General features: G+C 61.1%; 15 protein-coding genes (1 of these 15 cut by a window edge). 8 read left to right on the top strand and 7 right to left on the bottom strand.

Annotation, left to right across the window (positions count from 1 at the left end; genetic code table 11):
* Positions 1–1,099, top strand: the 3' portion of a protein-coding gene (locus DN745_RS11690; protein ID WP_111335063.1) for a DUF1835 domain-containing protein. It extends 41 nt beyond the left edge of the window; the window shows 1,099 of its 1,140 coding nt (coding positions 42–1,140); its start codon lies beyond the left edge, outside the window; the stop codon is at positions 1,097–1,099.
* A gap of 90 nt (positions 1,100–1,189) precedes the next feature.
* Here DN745_RS11690 and ilvA read toward each other — a convergent pair whose 3' ends face one another.
* Positions 1,190–2,419 carry a threonine ammonia-lyase gene (gene ilvA / locus DN745_RS11685; protein ID WP_111337646.1) on the bottom strand — a complete coding sequence of 410 codons (1,230 nt, stop codon included), beginning with the start codon at positions 2,417–2,419 and terminating at the stop codon, positions 1,190–1,192.
* 265 nt (positions 2,420–2,684) lie between these two features.
* Here ilvA and DN745_RS11680 point away from each other — a divergent pair, with 265 nt between their 5' ends.
* Together DN745_RS11680 and DN745_RS11675 are read left to right on the top strand one after the other, a co-directional pair.
* The gene (locus tag DN745_RS11680; protein ID WP_133622168.1) at positions 2,685–3,623 is read left to right on the top strand and encodes a tetratricopeptide repeat protein; all 939 of its coding nucleotides are present in this window, start codon (positions 2,685–2,687) and stop codon (positions 3,621–3,623) included.
* 50 nt (positions 3,624–3,673) lie between these two features.
* Entirely contained in the window at positions 3,674–4,180 is a 507-nt protein-coding gene (locus DN745_RS11675; RefSeq protein WP_162687627.1) for an FKBP-type peptidyl-prolyl cis-trans isomerase, read from the top strand.
* A gap of 31 nt (positions 4,181–4,211) precedes the next feature.
* Here DN745_RS11675 and DN745_RS11670 read toward each other — a convergent pair whose 3' ends face one another.
* Complete coding sequence (locus DN745_RS11670; protein ID WP_111335057.1) at positions 4,212–6,059, bottom strand: hypothetical protein; 1,848 nt, start codon at positions 6,057–6,059, stop codon at positions 4,212–4,214.
* Positions 6,060–6,269: 210 nt separating this feature from the next.
* Here DN745_RS11670 and DN745_RS11665 point away from each other — a divergent pair, with 210 nt between their 5' ends.
* Positions 6,270–6,692 carry a sporulation protein gene (locus DN745_RS11665; RefSeq protein WP_111335055.1) on the top strand — a complete coding sequence of 141 codons (423 nt, stop codon included), beginning with the start codon at positions 6,270–6,272 and terminating at the stop codon, positions 6,690–6,692.
* Between the two features lie 46 nt (positions 6,693–6,738).
* Here DN745_RS11665 and DN745_RS11660 read toward each other — a convergent pair whose 3' ends face one another.
* Positions 6,739–7,050, bottom strand: a complete 312-nt coding sequence (locus tag DN745_RS11660) for a YecA/YgfB family protein (protein WP_111335053.1) — start codon at positions 7,048–7,050, stop codon at positions 6,739–6,741.
* Positions 7,051–7,294: 244 nt separating this feature from the next.
* Here DN745_RS11660 and DN745_RS11655 point away from each other — a divergent pair, with 244 nt between their 5' ends.
* The 3 genes from DN745_RS11655 (at position 7,295) to DN745_RS11645 (ending at position 11,995) form a co-directional block, all read left to right on the top strand.
* The gene (locus tag DN745_RS11655; RefSeq protein ID WP_111335051.1) at positions 7,295–8,266 is read left to right on the top strand and encodes a dimethylarginine dimethylaminohydrolase family protein; all 972 of its coding nucleotides are present in this window, start codon (positions 7,295–7,297) and stop codon (positions 8,264–8,266) included.
* Positions 8,267–8,444: 178 nt separating this feature from the next.
* Complete coding sequence (locus DN745_RS11650; protein ID WP_111335049.1) at positions 8,445–10,721, top strand: penicillin-binding protein activator; 2,277 nt, start codon at positions 8,445–8,447, stop codon at positions 10,719–10,721.
* 32 nt (positions 10,722–10,753) lie between these two features.
* The gene (locus tag DN745_RS11645) at positions 10,754–11,995 is read left to right on the top strand and encodes a hypothetical protein (RefSeq protein WP_133622167.1); all 1,242 of its coding nucleotides are present in this window, start codon (positions 10,754–10,756) and stop codon (positions 11,993–11,995) included.
* A gap of 4 nt (positions 11,996–11,999) precedes the next feature.
* Here the strand turns inward: DN745_RS11645 and DN745_RS11640 are convergent, their stop codons facing one another.
* The 4 genes from DN745_RS11640 to mtnP form a co-directional block, all read right to left on the bottom strand.
* Positions 12,000–13,277 (bottom strand): replication-associated recombination protein A, encoded by a 1,278-nt coding sequence (locus tag DN745_RS11640; RefSeq protein ID WP_111337644.1) that lies wholly within the window; start codon positions 13,275–13,277, stop codon positions 12,000–12,002.
* A 43-nt stretch (positions 13,278–13,320) separates the two neighbouring features.
* The gene (locus tag DN745_RS11635) at positions 13,321–13,647 is read right to left on the bottom strand and encodes a hypothetical protein (protein ID WP_111335045.1); all 327 of its coding nucleotides are present in this window, start codon (positions 13,645–13,647) and stop codon (positions 13,321–13,323) included.
* A 130-nt stretch (positions 13,648–13,777) separates the two neighbouring features.
* Positions 13,778–14,020, bottom strand: coding sequence for an anti-sigma factor family protein (locus tag DN745_RS11630; RefSeq protein WP_111335044.1), 243 nt, complete (start codon positions 14,018–14,020; stop codon positions 13,778–13,780).
* A gap of 52 nt (positions 14,021–14,072) precedes the next feature.
* A complete protein-coding gene (gene mtnP / locus DN745_RS11625) occupies positions 14,073–14,984 on the bottom strand; it encodes an S-methyl-5'-thioadenosine phosphorylase (RefSeq protein ID WP_111335042.1) in 912 nt (303 codons plus the stop codon).
* Positions 14,985–15,436: 452 nt separating this feature from the next.
* Here mtnP and DN745_RS11620 point away from each other — a divergent pair, with 452 nt between their 5' ends.
* On the top strand, positions 15,437–16,459 hold the full coding sequence (locus tag DN745_RS11620; protein ID WP_133622166.1) for a hypothetical protein: 1,023 nt from the start codon (positions 15,437–15,439) through the stop codon (positions 16,457–16,459).
* Positions 16,460–16,633 lie beyond the last annotated feature (174 nt).

Raw genomic sequence — 16,633 nt, 5'->3', positions numbered from 1 at the left:
TCTGGCCCCCAGCGTTGCGGCCGGTGTTCTGGAGTCACTCGGCGCGCAGTCGGTGATTTCATTCCCTGATCTGCTCACGCATGGGCCGGTGTCCTCGGACTCCAAGCGCCATCGAAAGGAGCGTTTGAAGTATTTGCGCGACCTCTATGGCTCGCTCTATCCCGGAGATTCGGAGTCAAATAAGGGCCACGTCGACGCGCTAATGCGCCCGTTGGAGCAGGGGTATCTGACCACCGAACAGCTGGGGTCGGCGGCGGGGCGCGCGGCCAAGGGCGGCCGTTTCGTGATTTGGACGACGCCGACCTTTGAGGACCGGCTCTTCTTGTGGTTTGCCTGCAGCGCTCTGCTCGAAGAAGGTATTGCCCACGATCGAATCAGCATCGCAGAGGCTCAGATCTTGTTGCCCTCGGATAATCCCGATGAGGCGCGTTACGCAAATCTTAGCCAGCTTGAGGAGGAGGATTTCGAGGCGGTATTCGACGAACTCTTCTATCCGGAGCCGATTTATATCGACACCGCCGCCAACCTCTGGGAGACCTTTGCCACGGTGTCGCCGCGCCAGATGGCGAAGTCTGTGGGACATACGCGCAAGTTCTTTCCTCAATTCTTTGTCTTTATTCAGGACTACGCCTTTCTCTTCCCGCAGGCGACCGACCTGGGCGGGCGCCGCCGCCTTCCCGAGGGCGTCCAACCTTTGCATTTGTCGGAGTTCGACGCGGACCTCTTCGCGAAGCTAAGCGACACCGAGTTTCGCTCCGCGGAAGACGTGATCGACGACGATATCCTGGATAAATACGAGTATCTTGGAGAGTTGGTTGTCTTGGCGCGCCTGCATGTTTGGAGCAAGGCGAAGAAGGGCGAGGAGCCCTATATCATCGTCGAGAAAAATGATGGTGCTGATGGGGCCGACCCGCTGACGCAGTTTAAATATAAGCTCAGCGCGCGCGGCAATGCCTTGCTCAAAGACGGTTTTGAGGCGGGGCGAAAGCTGCCCATCTTCACCGTCGGTAATGCCCGCACCTACGCCAGCAAAACTCCCTGGGTGAGCCTGCGCGACGGACTCCGGCGGGATTTCGAACGGTTTAGCCCTGCAGAGTAGATATTGACGTGAGTCATTGGAGAAAAAAGGTCGCCGGGCAATTGCCCGGCGACCTTTTATGCTCTTGTTTTCTATCGTGCAGGGAGACGATTAAACGCCTCGAAGATTCAGGTGGGACAGGCTCACATAACCCTTCTTATCCAGCAGCGCCCGAATCTCGGCGATATGCTCGGGGCCGCGGGTCTCCAGGGTGAGTTCGACGTCGGTCTTGCCGAGCGGCGACGCCTCCATGAAGGTGCGGTTATGCGATACCTGCAGGACGTTCGCGCGGCTTTTAGCCAGCAGGGCGAGCAGATCGGCGAGGCGCCCCGGGACGTCTTCCATGCGCAATTTAAGTTGCACGAGGCGTCCGGCCGCGACCAGGCCTCGCTCGATGATGCGCGAAATGACGTTCACGTCGATATTGCCGCCGCTGATAACCAGGCAAACCCGTCGCCCGGCGATATTGGGGAGCTTGCCGGCCAGGAGCGCGGCCACCGCCGCCGCGCCTGCACCCTCGACCATAAACTTCTCTTCCTCCAGGCACACCAGGATCGCATTGGCGATCTCTTCCTCGCTCACGCTGACGATCTCGTCGACATAGCGCGCGGCGTTGGCGTGGGTATAGCGGCCCACCTTGCGCACCGCGATGCCGTCGGCGAGCGTCTGGGCGGCCGGGACTTCGACCGGGCCGTCTGCGGCGATGGCGTCGCGCATCGATGGCAGGACATCGGGTTCGACGCCGATGACGCGGATGCGCGGGTTGGTTTCTTTGAGCGCTGCCGCGACACCTGAGATCAGGCCGCCACCGCCGACCGGCACCACCACAACTTCGATATAGGGATTCTGCTCCAGCAACTCCAGGCCGAGTGTTCCCTGGCCGGCGATGATCGCCGGGTCGTCGAAGGCGTGTACGAAGCAGCGGTCTTCCTCGGCCGCGATTTCGGTCGCCTTAAGGTAGGCCTCATCGTAATTGGCGCCGTGAAGCACGACCTTCCCACCAAACGCCCGCGTGCGGCTGACCTTCACCAGGGGCGTGCCCTCCGGCATGACGATCTTTGTGTCGATGCCGAGCTTGGTCCCGTGCAAGGCGATCGCCTGGGCGTGATTCCCCGCCGACGAGGCGATGACGCCGCGCTCCCGCTCGCTCTGCGAGAGCGACATCAGCATATTCGCCGCCCCGCGCTCCTTAAAACTCCCGGTGCGCTGGAGATTGTCGAGCTTAAGGTAGACCTTGCTCGAGCTGCGTTGGCTGAGGTTCTCGCTCTTATAACAAGGCGTAATATCAATCGATCCGGCGATGCGATTTCGAGCCGCCTCGATATCTTCAAAACGAACGATCAAATCGTCGAGAGTCTTTCCGGGTTGATCAGACATAATATTCTCGCGCTCGGGGCTTTGGGCCAGGATAGAAACGTGGCATTACTCCTACGCCGGTGTTCGCGCGAGATCAACCCATAAGCACGCCTTCTGCTCCACCCGTGCGGTATCACAGGGGGTGTGTTTGCAGGCCGGTAGCAGCCTTCACCCGCCGGGCTAAACTCGATATATTCCGCATCGATTCATTGCGTTGCCTGGCTCATCGCTCCCGCTGATATTGGTTCAAATGTCCACACGTCTATACCCACTATTTATATCATTTCTCGGCTCGCTGGGGTTGGCGGTCTCGTTGGCGTTCTTGGCCGGGGCGTTCCTCGCGTTTCAGCCCGGCTGGGAGGAGTGGGCCGAGTTTTTTGTGCCCCGCGCCGTCTTCCTGGTCGCCATCCCCTACGTGCTCCTGTTGAGCTATCTCTTTTTGCGCGCCCAGTTGGGGCTATGGTTTTTGCGCCGTGGCAAAGTCGAGGAGGCCATCGCCTATTGCGAGCCGCGCCTGACCCACTCCTTGATGCGCAGTCGCGGGGAGGCGCTCGGCAACCGAATCGCGCTGGCGCGGGCGTTCGTGTGGCGCGGTGATTACGAGCGCGCGCGCGAACTGTTGGCGAAGGCGGACTCCCCGCCAAAGCGCGGGAGGGCGCGCCTGGAGTTGGCGCGCTGGCGCATGGAGGTCGCGCTTCGCGAGGAGAACCTGGTGCGATGCCACCGGGCGTTCGACGAAGTCGCGGGCCAACTTCGACCCGCATCGGCGCGGCGTGAGCTCGAGGCGTGTCGCGCCGAGTTGGCGCTTCGTGAGGGCGACCGTGGCGCATTCGAGACCGCGCTCGGTCGAGCAAATTGGAAGGGCAAGAGCCTCCCGCGTACCCAATGGGTTGAGGTCCTGGGGGCGCTTCGCTTCGACCCGACCGTCGGCTCCGCGGGTAAAATCGGGAATAAGGATGACGCCGATCTCGCTGTACATCTGGAGGTGCTCGATTCCATTCAAGAGGCGTTGCTAAATCTCTTACCTCAAGTTGAAGGTGAGGTGTTGTCAATTCGCGCCGAACTGCTCTATAGAGACGGTCATCTCGAAGAGGCTCGCCAGCAATTAGCAAGTCTGGAGTCGGCGCGATGTGACGCGCGTTCAAGATACGAAGCAGAGCGCGTGCGCGCGCTCGTCGAAGCCCTATAATCAAGCGGGCGTACGAAGCGGCCGTTCAAACAATATAGATGAGAGTTACCATGAAAGTTGCAGCGAATCGTGTGGTCGGACTGCGTTATATTCTTCGCGATGTGAATACCGATGAAGAACTTCATCGGCGGGATGAGGACGATATCTTTTATTACCTGCACGGCTTTGAGAATATCATCCCGGGCATGGAGCGGGTCCTTGAGGGCTGCGCTGTCGGGGACACCTTTGATGTCGAGTTCGAACCCGAAGATGCCTACGGCGAGTATAATCCGAAGCTTGCTCAGACGGTGAGTCGTGATGAGTTCCCGGATGATTTTGAGCTTGAGGTCGATATGATTATCGAGCTCGTGCCTCAGGAGGCTGAGGACGACGATGAGGGGCAGCTCTTTCGAATTAAAGAAGTGGGTGAGAAGGAAGTTCTTATCGACGGGAATGCGCCTCTGGCCGGCAAGAAGATCGGGTACCGCGGCGAGGTCGTAGAAGTGCGAGAGGCCGACCCGGACGAGCTCGCCCACGGTCATGTTCACACCGATGATTGTGACCATCACGACCACTAATCGATCGGGACCCGGAGGCGCCCTCGCTGAGTCAGGGCGCCGTGATTTCCCACCTCACCGTGGCGGGCGCGCCAGGTTTCGCCTGCGCGCGCGCCGCCGTGATGCTCGGGTTGATGTCGATTTGCTCTAAGCCCGGTTTTAGATCCCACCAAATTAAGGTCGTCGGCTGGTTCAATCGACCTTTGCCCCCGGTGATCACGCGCCGGCTCAGGCGACCCTCGCTGCCCTTGGCGCTCGCTTCCCATTCTCCCTCAATCGCCAGCGTAAAGCCCTGAATGGTCGATTCCATCGGGTTTAGAATCTGAAGTTGCTGGGGCCCTCGCCACCAGGTCTTAACCTGTTGAATGGACGCGCGATGCTGGGCCATCTCGGCCACGCTCGACACCATTATAGGCGATTCTTCTCGCCATAATTCAAGGTTCGCCATCACGCCGCCCAGTCGGGTGCTCACGGTCCAATGGCCACCGCGCTCGGGGTGAAGCAGGCTTTCATGGGCCGCTCCGATCAGCGGGTTTCGCGTGGCGACGAAGGGGGCCGAGAAGACGCGGGTTTGGTGGGCTTCGAGCAACGGGCCGAGCGCGCTTGGGTCGAATCCCTTGAGGCGAAGGGATTGGAGGCGCCCGTCAAACCCCTCGGGTAGGACCACCAGCGGCCAATTTGCCGGGCCCTGGTGGACCGGGCGTTTGGCGGCTTCATCCGGCGCGCTCTGCGTGATAATCGCGGCGGGAATCCGGCGCTCGGCCAGGGCTGACAATTGGGCGCAGTCGGTATTGCGCAGGACGTGGCTGCTCCCCTGATAGGCGTCGCCGGGCTTTGTCGGGTCGAAGGCCGGGGCGAGCTCGACGCGCGTCTGGTCGAGCTTTTGGGCGAAATCTTGAATCGCCGGGTCTTCGCCGAAGGCCGCGGGGACAATGATGGTCGCGCCGAGGTCGTAGCCGAGCAATCCGCCATTGCCATAGCGTGGGTCGCTCGGATCGGAGTGACCATAGACGAGGGTATGCGCGCGCAGAAGCCATCGGCGGGCGTCGGGCGCGGCGGCCTCGGCGATCTGTGGGTCGCTATGCTCCGCGGGGAGGCCGAAAATCGGCGTCAGCGCCGCCAAAGAGCCGTCGGCATAGGGCCAGACGGAGGCCGGTGTGGCGGCCCCAATTGTGAGCATAAAGTTCATCTCTAAGTCGAGCACCAACGTATCCGCGCATGTCTCGGACTCGAGATGCGCGGAGGCCGGCCACAGGCTCAGCAGGAGCTCGCGGGCCTCCTCGGAGTTGGGGATTTGCCCGGCAACCTGAAACGCGTCGCCGCTCCAATTCGACACAGAGAGGCGTTCCAGCCCGAGGTCATCCGCCCAAATTGCGGCCTGGGCCTCGACTCCCTTTGCAGGGGAGGGCAGCTGAAGCGCGCCCTCCGGAAAGGGCAGCTTTAGCGCGATATTCTGGCGGAGTTGATTGACCGGGAATTTAGATATTTTAAGGGAAAAATACGCCTGGGGATTATGCGCGGTGAAGTGCCATCGCGCGACGGCCGGTGCGTCGTTCCACATGCCATCTGAGACCACCTGGGTTATCGAATCGTCGCTGATTACGCGCCAATTCGACAATTTGAGCGCCGGGTGCGTGGGCGTGAGTAGGAGCGGATCAGCATCACCGACCTGTAGTATCGGTCCGCGCTCGGCATCCACCTCGATCTCGTTTCGTCGTGCTTCCTCGTCCGCTGACCATGCCGTGAGCGGGAGGTCCATTACCAGAGCGTCATCATATATCGCGACCGAATTGGCGGCTTCCGGGGCCTTATCGGTCCACGGTTTCAGGGCGGCGAATAGCGCGATCAGCCCCAGCAGGGCAGCCGAAGCGATGATGATAAGACGTTTGCGCGGGGTCATCGGAGGGTGTCCTCAGGAGTTGGGTGCTCGATGGTTCTCGTTCAGCTTAGCAGCGACTGAGAAGACGCCCAAGTTAATTATACCAAGGGTCATTCTGATGTTTGAAAGCTGAGTCGATTTGCTTCACAATCAGCGCGTGTATTGATATTCAATTATCTGTTGTGTTTCGATAAAATTTCTAGCGCGATTCTACGAGCTCAAGTCTTTCTCATGACCAAGATTAAACTCAGTCAAACCCTCAAATTTCTGACCGGAAGGCTTAATTCTGTCACGGGCGGCGAGTTGTCGCTGCGCCTGGACTTAGGCAAGGAACATATTAAGCCGGGCGACGAACTCGAAGCGCGCGCGACGCTCTTGTGTCCCGACAAAATGCGCACCGTCGACTTCGTGGCGATCAGCCTGGAAGGTCAGGTGCAGCGCGACGGTAAATGGCAGGAGTTCTCCAAGACCGCCGAGGTCGCCCAGGAGATCGAGTTGCCGGCCAATTACGAATTCGTCATTCCGATTGTCTTATATATTCCCGAGGACGCGGTCTTCACCCAGGAAGGCGGGCATTGGCGGCTCAAGGCGCGCGCCGTGGTGAACGGCGCGGTCGACCCGAAAGCCGAAGCCACTTTTGAAGTGCGCCCCTGAGCGTTTGAAGCTTCGAAAGCGGCGCGGCGCGCCGCTTTCGATTTTCTTAGAAATGGATGCGCCGGCAGGCGCCGTCGGGGGCGCAGACGATCTTGGACTTATCGGTTCGCCATAAATAGGCGAATTGATTGACCATAAACGTCACGCCCTCGGCCGGGTCCATCACCGTCGAGCGGTCGAGCACGACTTCCATCGCGTACGCCTGCTCGCCGTCGCTAATCTGGTAGCGATACAGCTCTTGCTTTCCTTCGAGCGCGCGACCCCGGATATTCTCGCTTCCGGGCTCGGCGGCGTCTTCAGGCCAGTTCTCGCGGTCAAAACCGGCACCCACCAAGTCTTCGATGCTAATAGCGTCCATTTTTCTTCCTGAATAAGTGGTTTTATAGCGCAAAAGAAGTCTGCGAGATCATGCGCGCGAGCGCAAGTCGAATATTGATACTAAAACCGTCAAATATCTAGTGAATCCTGGAATTTGAACCCAAAATTCCAGCAGCGCCAATCCCGCCGGAGCGCAAAAACCTTTGCAGGCTGCGGATTTCGGGGTAAGCGGGAGCATCAGTTTGCGTGCGTACCTAAACGACCAAAATTAAGGGAGCCTCCATATGAAGCCCGCCGTATTAATGACAGATCCTCGCCATTTTGCCATCAAGGGCGGGGCCAACCCGCACACGCGTCTGCCCGATAATTCCTTAAAAACCGTGGATATTGCGCGCGCCTGGCCGCAGTGGCACGCCTATATCGACGCGCTTTTGGCAGGGGGCGTCGACGTCTATATCATCGACGCCACGCCCGAGCTGACCGGCATGGTCTTCGCCGCGAACGCGGGGTTTTTGACCAATCGCCTCGGCCAAGATGCGCCGGGTGATAAGGAATTTTATCCCAGCCATTTCACCGCCGCGCATCGCGTGGGTGAGGCGAAATTATTTTCCGATTTCATGGAGAAGTTCGGATTCTCGGTGAAAGATTATCCCGCGTCGATGCTCTTTGAGGGCGAGGCCGATGCGTTTCCGGTGGGGAGAGGGGACGCGCTGCGGTGGCTCTTCACCTGGGGATTTCGCAGCGATGCGCCGGTCGCCGACTGGCTCGAAGATGAGATCGTTGGCGCGCCGATGACGCGTCTGAAATTGACGAACCCCAAATATTATCACGGTGATTGCTTGCTCTGCGACCTCGGCGGCCCGCTGCTGGCGTGGACCGGTGGGCTTGACGATGAGTCTGTTGAGAAATTGCGCGAAGAATTTTCGGAGCGCCTCATCGAGATGAGCGACGCCGACGCCGTCGATTTCATCGGCAATTCATTTTACGTGGAGACCGAGAAGGGCCGCTTTCTCTACACTCCGTCGGCGATCGACGCGAAGTTGCGCGCGCGCATCGAGGGCGAGGGGATCCAGGTCGTGGGGGTCAACGTCAACGAGTTTTTCGGAAAGGGCGGCGGCGGGCCGAAGTGCATGGTCTTTAATCTCGGCGAGGTCGACCCGGACGATCCGCGTTTGAGCGAGGAGCAGCGCGCGTTTCGCCGCGCGCGTCACGTCGAAGAGCTGCGAAAGACCCGCTGGGCCGACTCCCTGGGATAAGCTGACCGGCGAGCGCGCGGGCCTCGCAGAGTCCCGCGCGGGCGCGACTTAGCCCATAAAAGACGAAGTTATTGCGACCCGCCGGAACTCGCCTATACTGCCAGGCGAGGCGGCTGAGTCGCGTCTTCCCTCGGATGTCCTGGCGCGTCGCATTTATTGAGTATTAAACGAGTTTTTCATGGGCGTATTGCATTCAAAATCTGTGTCTCCGATGTCGATCACTCCGGGCCAAAGGCGGGCTGGAACTGCGCGCAGGCTGCGCGGGGCGTTTCTATGTCTATTGCTCGGGCTGATCAGCCTGAGCGCGTGTAAATCCACGCCCGCGCCGCGCGCCGAGGAGTTGGAGGAGACCGCGCCGATCGCGGCGCAAAACGAAGAGGCTCAGAAGCGCTTTGACGCCGCGATGGCGTTGCTTAGCGCGGGCGAGTACGCGCCTGCGCGCGAGGCGTTTCGCCTGGTTCAGGCGGAGTATTCTGAGGACCCGATTGCCACGCTCGCCGAGGTCTATGTCGCCCGCGCGTCGATGGGCGAAGTTGACCCGCAGACTTCATTTTCACCCGAAGCAACCGCCGCCTATCAACGCTCCGCTGAGGTCGCCCAGATCCTTGGCTCACTCGCCGAAAGCGCCACGGTCGACAAGCGCATTCGCTTCGGCGCCGCTGCCTATTATGCTCTTGAGATGGCGCTTCGCGGCGACACCGACAAGGCATTGGACGCGCTGTCGAGCTACCCGAGCGCATCCCTGAGTAATATTGTTTTGGCCCAGGACCGCCTCGCGGTGCGCAGCCTTTTGCTCGAGAGTCTGTGGCGTGCAAAGCGCAGCGACGCCGCCCTGGACGCCGCCGCGCGCCTGTATCAGGAGGCGGCCGACGTCGAGGCAAACTACACCTCAAACACCAATACAAACGCGCTCGGGGACGACAGCCTCGACGGCGCCCAGGCCCAACTTCAGGCCCTCGCCCCCGAGGATAAAAAACGCGTCGCGTTTCTTCATAGCCTTCAGGCGTTGGCGCGCCAGCGGGCGTTTTCGATCGTGGAGCAAAACGCAGAAGACCTCGCGCTGCAGGACTACCTAAGCTCGAAGACGCCTTTTTTGCGCGCTCTGGCGGGCTGGCGGATTTTGGAGCAGTCCCTCGACGCCGACGTGGCGGAGAAGGAGCGCGCCGGCCTGGAGGATCTCTTCAACCAGATCGCGCCCGACCTGGTGTCGATCGGCGCGATGTCGCGCGCCGCAGAGCTCTCGCAGCGCCTGGCCGCGGTGGGCGGGCCCAAGCGCCTGGCGATTGGGTTTTTGCTGCCGATGAGCGGGCCTTATCAGTCGATTGGCCAGCGCGCGATGGCCGGGGCGCTGGTGTCGATGAGCGCGTTTCATCATTCATCGGCCCCCGAGGTCACGCTGGTATTTGAGGACTCTCAGGCAAATCCCGAGGCGGTCTTCGAGCGTCTAAAACAGCAAAAAGTGCTCGCCGTCGTGGGGCCGTTGGACGTTAAGCGCGCCCAGAAATTTGCGCCGCTCGCCGACACCCACCAGATCCCGCTCATCACGTTGACCACCGAATCGGTGCGCGTTGCGCCCGCGGCGGATGTGAGCGACGCCGACGCGAATTCCTACGTCTTTCGCAACTTCATCGACGCCGCCGCCGAGGCGCGCGCATCCGCGCGCATCGCCTTCGAGCAACTCCAAGACCGCAAGGCGGCGGTCGTTTTTCCGGACGTCGGGTACGGTCGGGTGACCGGCAAGGCTTTCGCCGAAGAGTTCCGCCGACTGGGCGGCCAGATCGTCGCCGAGATCGACTATGACCGCTCGAAATCGGACTTCTCCAACGCCGCCACCCGCCTGGCCAAATCCGGCGCCGAGGCGGTCTTCGTCCCCGACTCCGCCGAGAAGGTCGCCGAGCTGAGCGCGTTCTTCGCCAACGCCAATATCTGGGGCATCCCGTCAACCCAGAAGGCTTCCAAGAAGTCGCGCAGGATGCAGGTGCATTACCTGGGGACGAGCCTCTGGGAAGACCCGATTTTGTGGCGTCAGGCGTCTAATTATGTCGAGGGGGCGGTGATTCCTATCTGGTTCTCGTCGGCGCTCCCACAGCATGAAACCCGGGAGTTCGTCGCGCGCTTCGAGGCGATTTACCAGCGCTCACCGAGTAATTTCGAGGCGTTTAGCTTCGACACGGTGAGCTGGTTGCGCGCGCTGATGCTCGAGCGCGGCATGCGCCGCTCGGTCGCGATTCGCGACGCCCTTGTGAGCAGCGCGACCTACCGCGGCGTCACCGGCGAGTCCTATATGGGCGAGGGCGGTGAGTCCCAGCGGGCGCTTCGCTTCGTGACGCCGAGCGCCGAAGGTTTTGTCGCGCTCCCATATCGCGCCGAAACCGCGCATAAAGAAGAAGCGGCCGAGCCCGAAGAAGCCCCGTCCGATGACGCTGCTGTCGTGCCGAGAACACTCGCCCCATGAGGTGGATAATTGCGCTCATAATGGCGGGCTCTGTGCTCGCCACAAGCCTCCCCAGCTTTGCCCAGCCAGGGGACGCGTCCGCGCCTACCGGTGCAAAAAATCAAGCGAAGCAGCCCGCCCAAAAGTCCAAGACCAAAGAAGCCGAGGAGGATGAGCTCTTTCGGACCCGAGAGGTCCGTGAGTCTCAAGAGGCCGAAGCCCGCGAGCGCCAGGGCGAAGTGCGCGAGATTGACGAAAAGCCGCTCGAGGAGATGAGCCTCGAGGAGGCGAAGGAGGCGGGGTTTATCTTCGGCGACCAGGCAGAGGAAGAGTCGCGATCGGCCGCGATTTTTCTGGCGGCCACCGCCGGCCTCCTGGTCCACGGCGCCGGGCATTGGTACGTCGACGAGCCCACCACCGCGCTCTATCTTCTGGTGGCCGAGGGGGTCTCGGTCGGCCTGATGGGCAGCGCATTTTTGTGGCGCTGGCTCTCCGATGATTCCCCCGCCTCCCAGGTCTACGCCGGGCCCGCGCTCTACGCCGGCCTCGGGCTCTTTGGGTTGTCCTATATTCTCGACGTCATTGGCACCGCCCAGAACTCCCAAATCGGCATCGCCGAGAATACCCGGCGCGCCCGAGGAATCTCGGTCGCCGCAGACTATCGTTATCTGGGGCTCGAGGAGCTCAGCGCGGGCTCCTTACAACTGCTCAGCGCGGGTACCACCGTCGATTTTGGGACGTTTTATTTCGGGGGCCGAACCGACCAGGAGATCTCGCTGGAGACCTCCGTCTACGGGGCGACCCTGGGCGGGCGTCCCTGGCAGGGGCCGTTTACCCATGATTATGTCTTCGCCGAGGTGGACGGTGAGTGGCTGAATTTCGGGGGCATCGGCGGGTTTCGTCGGCTCAGCGGGCAAGTGCGCGCCGGGGTGTCGTTCGAGCTCGGCCACTGGGTAAGCCAACTTCGAAGGGTCGCCATCGGGGCCTCGATTGGCTACGGGCGCCACTGGTACGCCTTTCCGATTCCCTCGGGGCCCGAGCTTAAGCACGCCATTGAGGTGAGCTATATTCCCGTCGAGACCTTCCTGCACTTCAACCTTACCGAGCGCCTCAACGCGCGCCTCGCCTATGAGTATCGGCAGGGGGACTTCCTGCAGACCGCGCGTCCCGGGCTTGGGATGGCGTCGCTGGAATTTCTCTATCGCAGCACGAATCGGCTCGACCTGGTGCTGCGGGGGCGGCTAAGCGGTGGGTTCAGCCTGAGCGGCGGCCTGCGGCTGTGGTTGTGGGAGTAAGCTCTCAGCTCTCGCCGGGGTCTTGCGGGTCTGTTTGTGCGCGCATTTCTCGCAGGCGCTGGGCGATCTTTGCCTCGGCGCCGTTCTCGCTGGGTTCATAATAGCGCCGGCCGCGCAACGGCTCGGGGAGGTATTCTTCGTGGACGTAATTGCCCTCGAAATTATGGGGATATTTATAGCCGCGCCCGTGGCCGAGCTTTTTCTGCAGGGCGGTCGGGGCGTTTAGGATATGAAGCGGGACCGGCAGGTTACCGTGGTTGAGGGCGTCCTGGCGCGACTTTCCGTAGGCGACGATGACCGCGTTGGATTTCGGCGCGCAGGCCAGATAGGTGACGGCCTGGGTCATCGGGAGCACGCCTTCGGGCAGGCCCATGGCCTGGAATGCCTGCATGCACGTCAGCGCAATTTGGAGGGCCTGCGGGTCGGCGTTGCCGATGTCTTCGCTGGCAAAGATCAGGATGCGCCGGAAGATAAATAGCGGGTCTTCGCCGCCCTCGAGCATGCGGTTCATATAATAGAGGGCGGCGTCCGGGTCGCTGCCGCGCATGCTCTTAATGAAGGCGCTGACGGTATTATAATGCTGCTCGCCGGACTTGTCGTAGAGGATGACGCGGCGCTGCATGGCCTCCTCGACGTCCTTGTGGCGGATGGCGTCGCGGTCGTCGGCGGCGACCGCGCGGGCGGCGGTCTCCAGGGTGTTGAGCGCGACGCGCGCGTCGCCGGAGGCGGCGCTGACGATGGCGTTTGATGCCTGTTCGGTCAGCGTGAGCTCCAGGTCGCCGAGGCCGCGGGTTTGATCGTCAAGGGCGTTCGTGACGATGTCGCGAATCGAGCTGTCGTCGAGGGCTTCGAGCACCAGAATCTTGCAGCGCGAGAGCAGCGCGGAGTTGACCTCGAAGCTCGGGTTCTCGGTGGTCGCGCCGATGAGGGTGATGGTGCCGCGCTCGACATGCGGCAGCAGGGCGTCTTGCTGAGATTTATTGAAGCGGTGGATCTCGTCGACGAAGAGGATCGTCGTCTTTGCGAAGAGCGGGCCGGCGCGTTTGACCCGCGCGATGGCGGCGCGAATATCTTTGACGCCGCTTAGCACCGCCGACAACGAGATCAACTCGGCCCCGACTTGCTCGGCGAGCAGCCGGGCAAGGGTGGTTTTGCCGGAGCCGGGCGGGCCCCATAGGATCAGGCTCGGCAGCTTCTGGCCTTTGAGGGCGTTGGCCAGAAATTTTCGCGGCCCAAGAAGATGCGATTGCCCGACAAACTCGTTGAGAGTTCGCGGGCGCATTTTCTCGGCTAGCGGGCGCTCAGCGCCCGCGCGATGGGAGTTCTCAGAGGTCAAACTCGGTGGGGTCAATATTATTGCCTGATTGGGTGGGGAGCACGCGACCTGCGACCCGCGCGGTGCGCTGGGCGTTGCCGGCCTTCATCAACTCAAGGCGGCGCTCGCGGCATTTAATATGCTTGGGAGGAAGATCGGGGAATTCCTCGCGCACGGCGCGCTCAAGGTCCTGGGGGATGTCGATATATGCGGATTTGAAGGCTTCGCAAAAATCACATTCCATCTTCGGCTGGCCGCCCTCGAGGACGTTGCCACACGAGGTGCATCCCCAGAGAAGTGCCTGGAAATAACCGGTATATTTAGAATTATCAGCCACGGTATTCTCTCATTATCTTTGTTGAAATATGCGGGGGCGCTCCGTCGGCGACACACCAAGGTGTCCTACACGACTCCCACGCGTGAAATCAAGACGCGCCCGGCAAACGGGCGCGGCTGGAGGGTCGTGTTTAGGAGTTATCGGCGAGCTTATCGCGCAAAAAAGCGCGCAGGGACTGCTTCATCTCGTCGGGCATCTCGCGCTCGAGGGCCTTTCGACAGACCTTCCCGGTGGTTTTATAGGTGTCGAGGAACCTCACGCAGGGCGGGCAAGCGGTCAGGTGAGACTCAAGTTCCTGGCTCGCCTCGGGGTCAAGCTCGCCCTCCAGATAGTCGACGAGATGTTTCAGCGCATCGTTGCATGTATGTTTCATCGATCAACTCACCTAAACGGGGGTATCAGACGTAGAATTAAGCGCAGACAAGTTAATCCGCACTGTCGTCATGCGAAATATATTTGCCAATGGTTAAACGAAACTGCTCAAGGGTTGATTCCGAAATCGCGCTGGGGTGGGTCATGATTGCGTATTCAAGCGCACGCCCCGCGTCGCACTCTGCTTCGCGTTCCAGGTCGATGCTCGGGATCACCCTCTGTAAGACGCCGTGAACCCGAGAAAGGTTTCGTTTCATATTCTGCATGACGTCACTGACGTCGACTTCTTCGGCATCTCGCCACACGTCGTAGTCGGTCGGCAGGGCGATGCAGGCGTAGCAAATCTCGGCCTCGCGGGCGAGTCTGGCCTCGGGCATCGAGGTCATGCCGACGAGCTTGGCGCCCCAGCTTCGGTGGAGCTCGGACTCCGCGCGGGTGCTGAACGCCGGGCCCTCCATGCAGATAAGGGTCGAGCCGTCGTGGGTCTCAATGCCCTCGGCGCGGCAGGCCTCAAGCAGCGTCTGGCGCAGCATCGGGTGGAAGGGGTAGCTTAAGCCCACGTGCACCGTGACGTCATCATAGAGGGTGTGGTGGCGCGAATAGGTCTTGTCGATGGTCTGATCCGGGATCACGAAATGCTCGCCGGGCACGACCTCCTCGGCCAGGGAGCCCACCGCGTTGACCGCGATGCACCAGAAGACGCCGAGTTTTTTGAGCGCCCAGATATTGGCGCGGTACGGCACATTTGAGGCGACATGCTCGTGGTGAAGCCCGTGGCGCGGCAAAAACGCGACGCGTCTGCCGCCGACGTTGGCGATGGTGATCGGGGCGCTCGGGGGGCCAAAGGGTGTGTCGATTTCGACGGTCTCAATGACGTCGATGCCCTCCATCTGATAGAGGCCGCTGCCTCCGATGACGCCGATGGGAACGCGTTTATCGCCAAGATCAGAATATATATCGCTCATAAATTGGTCTCACTGTCGTTACAGGCGGACGGAATGGAATGTCGCGGTTTTTATACCCGGAAGCGCGCGCGGGCTCAATGATGGTCGGCTTGAGCAGGGCGGCCACTCCTCGAGCTTCTCGGCTGAGGAACCGGCTAAGAGCCGCCATGCAGACTCGGCGTCGGCGGCGCGGACATGAAGGTGCGGACACGAAGATGCGCCAATTTTCCTACGATGCGCTCTACCGGCTGATCTCGGCCACAGGACGCGAAAGCGACATCCAAAAACGAACTTCTGGCAGGACAGTTAAGTCCCCATGATAGGGTGTCTGTGGGGTGTTCATCGAACCTCGATTTGTTGGTATGTTATTAAATCTCTCATTCAATTCCCGAACCGAAGGAAGACGGGGCATGATTTCTCACGCGCGATTCATTGAAATTCTTCAGCCAGAACTCTGGGCGACGCGACTGCTCGTGGCTGGCCTTATTACCATATGTGGCGTGTCGAGCGGTTGTTCGAATCAGCCGAGCGACGCCAGCGCAAAAGATGAGATGACTCGGCCCACCGGGTCGCACGCCCAGCCTCAAACCCAGAAAACTGCGGCGGGGCCCCAGGGTTCGCGCACGGACGACTCTGCGGGCGTGACCTGGTTTAGCGACCCGGCTGACCTGCCCGAATCTCACCCCTGTCATGCCTCCGCCGTGGTGGTTGAGTGGCGATTAAAGGCTCCCCTGAAGGGAGACTCTGCGGATGATAATGGGCCGACGCTTGAATGGACTACACTGGGGGCGCTGCGGGAGGGTGAAGCAGCGGATGTGGGCGTTGATTCGCTCTCGGTGCGGGGCGTGCGGTGGCACGATGCCGACGGTGAGCACCTCGTGGCGACCTGCAATTTGAGCGGCGGAGGAATCCGCGAATTTACGGGGATATTGTTGGACAATGGCGATGAGGTTTCGGCCGACCGCGCGCAATATCTTGTCGATTATATCGGAGAGATCAATGACGTGGAGCGTGGCGACCTGCGCCAGATGCGCCGCCGAAAGGATGGGGAGTGGGATACCCTGGATCTGACGGTGCTGTGGCGAAATAATGACGAGAGTAACGAGCCGCATTATGTGGCGCGCGCGGAGTTGGTGGGCGTCGAAGACGCGGACCAGAACGGCCAGCCCGAGCTGGTCGCGTTTACGCTTCGCGATACCAGGGGCGCCGATGAGCCCAACGCCAAAGCTATTTGCCCGGCCGAGAATCATCTCTCGCGATGTCGGGTGTTCGAGGTTATTCTCAGCGCCCGCCAGGGCGGCGAGATCTTGGCGCAACGGGTGGTGCTGCGCGTGGATGGCGCGATGGTGAGCGTGGGCGAGTTTGTGCGCCCTGGGACGATGGGTGACGACGCGTTTGACACGCTTAAAGCGGCGCTCGAGACGCACCGCGATGCGGCCCTTGAGCAGGCCAGGGCGACGCTGCGCGACGCCAAAAAACTCGCCGAGGCCCCGTGAAACCGTCATAGGTCTGAACAGGGGCGCAAGAGGGCTCGGTTTGGGGCGCGCATCCTGGCCGAGCAGGCCACCACGGGATTTCGCCAGATAAATATTTGGCCAGACAACGATGGTTGCTGCGATGCCTACAAGTCGCTATGAGCCGCACTCATTTTTTCGCTTGCCGCCGCCGCG

It is taken from the genome of Bradymonas sediminis (assembly GCF_003258315.1).
GTDB classification, from domain to species: Bacteria; Myxococcota_A; Bradymonadia; order Bradymonadales; family Bradymonadaceae; genus Bradymonas; species Bradymonas sediminis.
The sequence above is the reverse complement of the archived record's forward strand: the minus strand, read 5'-3'. Positions and strand labels throughout refer to the sequence as shown.

Excerpts from the sequence above, each read along its gene's own strand:
- DN745_RS11680 (WP_133622168.1), top strand. The coding sequence starts at position 2,685 with ATGTCCACACGTCTATACCCACTATTTATATCATTTCTCGGCTCGCTG.
- DN745_RS11675 (WP_162687627.1), top strand. The coding sequence starts at position 3,674 with ATGAAAGTTGCAGCGAATCGTGTGGTCGGACTGCGTTATATTCTTCGC.
- DN745_RS11670 (WP_111335057.1), bottom strand. The coding sequence starts at position 6,059 with ATGACCCCGCGCAAACGTCTTATCATCATCGCTTCGGCTGCCCTGCTG.
- DN745_RS11665 (WP_111335055.1), top strand. The coding sequence starts at position 6,270 with ATGACCAAGATTAAACTCAGTCAAACCCTCAAATTTCTGACCGGAAGG.
- DN745_RS11660 (WP_111335053.1), bottom strand. The coding sequence starts at position 7,050 with ATGGACGCTATTAGCATCGAAGACTTGGTGGGTGCCGGTTTTGACCGC.
- DN745_RS11655 (WP_111335051.1), top strand. The coding sequence starts at position 7,295 with ATGAAGCCCGCCGTATTAATGACAGATCCTCGCCATTTTGCCATCAAG.
- DN745_RS11650 (WP_111335049.1), top strand. The coding sequence starts at position 8,445 with ATGGGCGTATTGCATTCAAAATCTGTGTCTCCGATGTCGATCACTCCG.
- DN745_RS11640 (WP_111337644.1), bottom strand. The coding sequence starts at position 13,277 with ATGCGCCCGCGAACTCTCAACGAGTTTGTCGGGCAATCGCATCTTCTT.
- DN745_RS11630 (WP_111335044.1), bottom strand. The coding sequence starts at position 14,020 with ATGAAACATACATGCAACGATGCGCTGAAACATCTCGTCGACTATCTG.
- mtnP (WP_111335042.1), bottom strand. The coding sequence starts at position 14,984 with ATGAGCGATATATATTCTGATCTTGGCGATAAACGCGTTCCCATCGGC.